General features: G+C 63.8%; 4 protein-coding genes. 2 read left to right on the top strand and 2 right to left on the bottom strand.

The genetic code is table 11. The features are described from left to right. Nucleotides 1-271 (bottom strand): hypothetical protein (locus U9983_RS22970; protein ID WP_322756008.1); only part of this gene is annotated, 271 nt, incomplete at its 3' end. A gap of 340 nt (nt 272-611) precedes the next feature. On the opposite strand from U9983_RS22970, the gene U9983_RS22965 reads away from it, so the two are divergent. Further along, nucleotides 612-3,332 (top strand): CHAT domain-containing protein, encoded by a 2,721-nt coding sequence (locus tag U9983_RS22965; RefSeq protein WP_322756007.1) that lies wholly within the window; start codon nt 612-614, stop codon nt 3,330-3,332. A 69-nt stretch (nt 3,333-3,401) separates the two neighbouring features. On the opposite strand, the gene U9983_RS22960 is transcribed toward U9983_RS22965, so the two are convergent. Then, on the bottom strand, nt 3,402-5,909 hold the full coding sequence (locus U9983_RS22960; RefSeq protein ID WP_322756006.1) for a TIR domain-containing protein: 2,508 nt from the start codon (nt 5,907-5,909) through the stop codon (nt 3,402-3,404). 214 nt (nt 5,910-6,123) lie between these two features. Here U9983_RS22960 and U9983_RS22955 point away from each other — a divergent pair, with 214 nt between their 5' ends. Beyond that, nucleotides 6,124-6,285, top strand: coding sequence for a hypothetical protein (locus U9983_RS22955; RefSeq protein ID WP_322756005.1), 162 nt, complete (start codon nt 6,124-6,126; stop codon nt 6,283-6,285). Nucleotides 6,286-6,364: the final 79 nt, after the last annotated feature.

The raw sequence follows: 6,364 nt of genomic DNA, 5'->3' as shown, positions 1-6,364 counted from the left end.
ACGCCTCCGCGGCGAGGAGCCAGGCATCCGGCGCCCCGTCGAAGGTGTGAGTGCCCTGGTCAGTGACCAAACGCAGGCGTGATTCATCTCGGCGCAGGAGCATTCGCTCACCGGTTCCACCATGATCGTCCCTGTACGTTACTCTGATCGCGTTGCCCCCGGCCCACCGCGCCCTCGCGATCTCTACCGGACCGTCTCCCGCGATGCCGAGCACTCGCGCTCCGGGAACGAGCTGCTCCAACCGAGCACCCGCCGCGGCCATCTCGCCCATCCAGATCCCCCCGACACCCGCCAATATCGGCATGACGATACCGACCAGCCCCGACGCACCGGGTGACGGTCCGGATGTACCCTGGGAGCATCACCCTCAGAGTTCATCCGCCCGCATGCCCGCGAACGCCGCGTACCGGGCCGAGGTCATGGCCTACCGTGGCCGGGCGCGACCTGTGAGTTCCGCGCGTCGTCGCTGGTTTGACGTTCTCTGTCGTGATGTTCTTCGACTGGCCGGCACTTCGGTGGGTGTCGTTCGCGCATACGCGCCAGTGCGTCACAGGCCCGATCTCGGGGCGGCTGCTGTGGTCGCATGGATCTGCCGCAGTGCGAGCGTTGTTATGACCACCGACCAGATAGTTGATCATCTGATGGTGTCGGAGGCGCTCGAGGGCTATGGGCCCGGGGATGTGATGAGCCTGGTGCGCCAGGTTCGGGTGGAATGGGGTTGCGCGGGCCTTCCAATCGCTGATTGGTGGAGTCCGGATCAGCTTCTGGGGGCTTTTCTGTGCTATCTCGCTCCGCGTCTCGTGCTCGAGCGGGGAGCGGACGTGGCTCGATGGCACCTGCGTACGGTTTTTGGGCTCACCGATGAACGGGTCATCACCGCTCTCATTGTGGAGCCGTGTGACCCGATTCCGCTTCCCTCGAGCCCGGTTCAGATCGAAGCCGATGGAGGCAACGAACGCCCGGTTGGTCTGGAGCTTCTCGTCTATCTTGCCGACCGTCCGGAGGTCAGACGGTATTCGGCCGAGGCACGTCGGCGTTCTCTTCTCGGGGATGACGGACCGGCCCGTTCGGGACGTTGGCAGTTGGATGATCGTGATCAGGGTGTAGACGCGTGGCTTGTGGAGGGCCAAGCGTCCTTCGTGATGTGGCGGACTCTCGACCAGCTAACTCGAGCCTGGGTTGCTGAGGGGGTCGACGATGATTATTTTGGTGGCGGGCGGGCACAGCGGGACGAAGCACGGTTGATTGCCGCTGAGGGGTGGCGTCGCTGCCAGCTATGGCTGGCTGACCTGACCGAGCCTGAGCAGATATTGATGGCCGAGCAAGACCAGCGAGTCATGCGCCGTCGGCGCTGGCTCGACGCGCATCTCCGAATATTTCGTGCTCCGTATCAAATGCCGGACAGTGTTCCCGACCGCATGGTGGCCGGCGAGCGCTCGGCGGTGCCCGACTGGGTCGCCGCGGAGGTCTTTGACCACGGTGCGCGTATCATACGGCACGGAGTTGGATCGATCGAGCACTGGGGCGTCGTCGTTGAGACTGATGAGGAAGAGGAAGATGCCGAGGCTGATCTGGCTTGCGGCACGTCCGGAAAATTAGCAGTATGGAGCACTCCAACCGGCGTCACCTTCCACCTGGCGGTCGGCCAAGGCGAGTGGCGTACTGCAATGCTGGCGCCGTTCTATTTTCAACTGGACGAGCCCCATGGCGCGGTCGGGCTTCTTCTCGCCTGCCTTGCAGGCGTTCGACTCGACTATTACCGGCTACGTGGCGAGCGTGAACTGGTACATCTCGGTGGCCGGTTCATCAGACTTCCTGCCGACACAACAGCGGGCCTGCTCGACCGAGTCGACGAGACACTCACCCTCGCCGAAGATCGGGAACCGGGTGTGTCGCTGCTGATTCTCCTCTCCCGTGCCCCGGATCCAGCGCCATATATGTTCGTCGGCGCGGACAACGCGAAATCCGAGGAGATCCTCTTCGATCTCGGCCTGTCGGGTAGCAGCGGCGAGGAGAAGGCGCGAGCCGTCAGCGCCGCCCGGGCAAGCTTGGCCGCCGCCCACGCACATCGGGTCTCCGCCGAAGCGGACAGCCAGGCCGACCCGACAGTTTCCTCGGCTGTGGAGAATGCCAGGAACATCTATCGCCGGCGCCGCCAGGAGGCGCAACTACGGTTTAGGGGCGGTGACACCCCTGCTGATCTAACCGTAGGCGTTGTCGAGCCGGGCCGGGCCTTCGTGCAGCTCGCCGAGTTCGATGACAGTCTCGCCTGCGTAATCGTTGTCGACGAGGGGGAGGGTTCGCGGGTAAGGCTGGTGAACCTCGGGCATGTGCGTGTGGACCGACTCCGAAGTATCTGCGACTACTGGCTCGCACAGACATCCGAGCGCTCCTGGGAGAAAAGGGCCGCGGTTCTTGACACCGTCCTCGATTGGGTAGGCCATGAACTGGTCTCCCCGATCGTCGAAACGCTCCGCGGCAGCCAAATTCACCATTTGGTGCTCTCACCGAGCCGCTCCCTGGAACCGATACCGATACACGCTTGCCACGTTGGCACGGACCTCCTGGATGATCTTTATCAGATCAGTTACGCTCCCAGCGCCGCCGTTGTCCGTGATCTCGCTGCGAGACGGGCCGACCCCCTTGATCTCGATCTTGTGGTGGCAGCGAGTGGGGCGCATGCCCCGCCCGGTCTCGGCCTGGATGTCCTCGAAGGCCCGGACCAGGAAGCCAGCGCTCTCACCGTCCTCGCACCGGGCGCCCGGGTCCTTGGCGGTGCCGCCGCCGGACCGGATGCCGTTCTGGCGGCGATCGCTGGCTCACACGTGGCGCATGCTTCCGCTCACGGATGGTCCCGGCCTGACGCTCTTGCCAGCGGGCTCTGGCTCGCAGGTGACACCCCAGGGCATGCGCTGCTCTCGGCGGCCCGCGTCCATGCCGGTCCACCGTTGACGAAGACGTCGTTGATCGTTCTGTCCGCCTGCGAGACGGGCCGACACCCGGTTGGGGGCCGGGCGATACAGACATGGCGCGGTCTCGACAGCGCGTTCCTGGCCCGCGGAGCACGGGCTGTCGTCAGTAGTCTCTGGGAGATTGACGATGTGATCGCCCTCGTGTATAGTATTGCGTTCCACACCCGCCTGGCGTCGGGAAGAAACATCGTCGACGCCCATATCGCGGCCGTCACTGCGCTGCGGAACGGCAGCCATGATTCCCGAGCTGCCAGAATCCTTGATCAGGTTTGTCCGTCGTGGCGAATCGAACTGGCGGCGCTTGAAAGCAACCGAGCATATGGTTGGTCGGCCTATCGCCTATCCGGAGCCTGCTGGTAGACGTCGCAATGACGTGCTCTGTTGTGCTGGTCCGGAGCATCGGCGTCACGGCCAAATGGAGGCAGACGCTCATTTCGATGAGCTCTGAAGAATTTTTGACAGCGAACGGGCGATATCGGCGAGGAGCCGTTCGGCGCGTTCGCCGGGCATCTCGGCGAGAGTGGTCCCGCCTGGATTGGCGTGCTGGAAGCGGGCGAGGGATGGCTCCTGTTCGAACAGGCTCGGCGCCACGAGAATCGGTATGATGCGGCACCCGACCTGCTCTGCTGCTTCGAGTAGCGGTGGTATTTCGTGATCGCGAATGAAGTCGGAGTCAAGGAAGTCCGCGCTGACGAGAAGGATCGCCGCACGTGCGCGGGAAAGCGCTATCGCAATTTCCTTGCGCCAGTCGTCGCCCAGCTCTATCCGGCGGTCTGACCACAGGTCGACGACTCCGTTGCGTTCCAACGGGCTGAGGTGAACCTGGAGCCGGCCGAGCCAGGTGGCGTCTTTGTGGCTATAGCAGACGAATACCTGGTCCCGCGGGACCGGCAGCACCTTGCCGGCAGCGGTGAGAAGCTCGTCGCGGCTGAGCTGCCGTAGGTAGAAAAGAAACTGTGGGTCGTCGGCGATCAGTCGCTGGCCTCGCGGGTCATAAAAAAGATGTTCGGCGATTCTCCCGCGCTTCAGCCCGAAGCCATCACGCATCCCATATGTGAACACACGGTCGATAGCGTGGTCCAGATCCGGGCGTTCCTCGCGGACACTCTGGAGTCGAAGGATGCCATCGGGGGCCTGCGCAAGGCGAAGCAGGAGCTCGATACACAGGGGCTCGGTGGCGGCGTCGAGCACGGTGAATTCGTCAACCATCGGCTGGTACTTCAGCCGGAGAGAGTCGGTCACCTTGGCGCGGGCCCGTCTGATGTCGGCCCGGACGGTCGTCAGGGTATCCACTGTCCGCTCGATACCGGCCATCACCGTCAGATGCCAGCACAGCATCTGCGCCGTGAGCAGGCTGCCCATTGCCGCCAGGCAGATCTCGGCCTGGTTGTCGAAGCGAATGTGAAGAGCGACCTCGCCCTTCTCTATCATCTGAAGGATGAGGCTCTCGGTGGCGCGGCCAAGCCGGAACACCCGAATGCGGGTCGCCACGTCGCTTCCCACCGTTACCAGACTCAGCGCCGTGCCAGGGATCCCGACCACCACGAGCTTGCCCACCGCACGTTCGTCGTCAGCGAGCAACTTCAGGTAGTCGGCGAGGTGGTCCCGAGTGTCGGCCGGCAACCGGTGGAAGTCGTCCACCGCGACGACTCCCTCATGGCCCTCAGGCAGCCGGCTGATCTCGGCGAGGTGGGTGGGATTGCGGGCACTGAGGATCCGCACCGGCCCGAGATGGTCGCTGTCCTGGGACACGGCGTGCCGCAGCATGGTTGTCTTACCGATTCCGGACGGCCCTTCCAGGACGATGCCGAGCCCAGGTTGACGTAGTGCCAGCCGGAACTCGATGAAATCGTCTGGTTCGACGAAGGTCAGTGTCGGTACGCCGGCGGGCTTGAACACCTCGCCCAACTCGCGCCCCTCCCGCTCGGCCGAGAGCCGTCCATGATCGACCATGTCCGGATCGGCCGCGGCGCCACGCAGGCCCGATACTGCGAGTCGGATGCCGTCGATGATATTCTTGAGAGCCTCGTCCCGGCTGGCCCACCGGGTGACGGGAACACCGTCGGAGGGCAGCAGGGTAAGGCGCCCGAAGGACTGGTGTTCCCAGGACGTCGCGCGCACCAGGACCGGTAGCACCACGGCTTGGCGGTCCTCGTGGCGGCGGAGAAGCACGTTCATATCTCGAGACGAGCCGTACTCCGTCGCCAGCAGATCACGGCTGACCAGCAGCAACGCGACTTCTGCCTCCCGCACGCCGGTGGCTATCCGCAGCCCGCTGTCTTCCTCGAGGGGTTGCTGGACCGGGTGCATGTCGACCCCCGATAACACCCCCTCCACCAGGAGCGTCCGCAGCGAGTCCGCTAACTCGACCGCGAAGGTGGCGTCGCCGGATGCATGCACGAGGAGGGCTCGTGGACCCGGCGCGCGTTCACCGTCCTCGCGGCCGAAGCTGGCGAACTGGTCTCCGTTCTGAGGGAAACGCGGGCTGTGGTTCGATTCTCGTCCGACCGTGGAGCCGGGGAACACCGGCACGCCACGAGGTTTACGCCGTCCTCCCTGGACAGCGCGGAGAAGACGCTCCCGTGCGTCCGCCGCATCACTGGCCCCCGCGAGGTCGACCCAGACCAAACCGGCAAACGCCGCCGGCGTCTCCACGGGCTGCACCCGGACAGGGATCAGTTTCTTGTTTTGGATCCCTGTCGAGGCCTCGGACATCGCCGCAGCAGATCGGATATAGGCTGGAGAAACTACCGCGATGACCTTATCCGCGCTGGTGAGCATGGTCACCATCTGAGAGATAAAGTTTTCGCCGGCGATGAAATCCCATTGCTGCAGTCCGACCGTGTAACCCGCGTCCTCCAGTTGCCATGCGATCCACTCGGCCCATTGCCGGTCCGCTGTGGTGTAACTGAGGAAGAAGTCCATCCCGTTGTCCATGTCGCCCCCGTCCGGTCAGAAGTGAAGCATATCGTGGCGTCGTGCATAGTCCCACTAGCACAGAGTAGTGGATATTACCGAGCGTCATCGTTTCTGAGATCTTCAAAGCCGCATGGTCATGGTGTCGACGGCACTGTTGATGACTGTCGTCACGACTGTTGCCAGTCACGTCCGATCGGTGGATTTCGCAGCCTGTCCGTCCGGACGTCTTTTTGTGCCGAAGTTATTGGATCTTCAGTCCGGTGTGGTGGGGCTTGGGCATGCGGCGGGACGGGCTCGGGCTGAGGCGCTGTTGGCTGGTGGCTGGTGGCTGGTGGCTGGTGCCGCCACGTTCGGCGTCGCTCCATCCGGGTCGAAGATTCCAACGGCTGAGTAAAGATCATCAGTTGCCTGGTTGCCTGTCGGCAACACAGGGTGCACTACCCTTACATGTTTGTACGGACGGTGATCTGGCT

Source organism: Protofrankia sp. Cas3 (assembly GCF_963555955.1).
GTDB lineage: Bacteria > Actinomycetota > Actinomycetes > Frankiales > Frankiaceae > Protofrankia.
The sequence above is the reverse complement of the archived record's forward strand: the minus strand, read 5'-3'. Positions and strand labels throughout refer to the sequence as shown.

What these genes read in the sequence shown, in the direction of transcription:
- U9983_RS22960 (WP_322756006.1), bottom strand. Translation starts at nt 5,909, where the DNA reads ATGGACAACGGGATGGACTTCTTCCTCAGTTACACCACAGCGGACCGG.
- U9983_RS22965 (WP_322756007.1), top strand. Translation starts at nt 612, where the DNA reads ATGACCACCGACCAGATAGTTGATCATCTGATGGTGTCGGAGGCGCTC.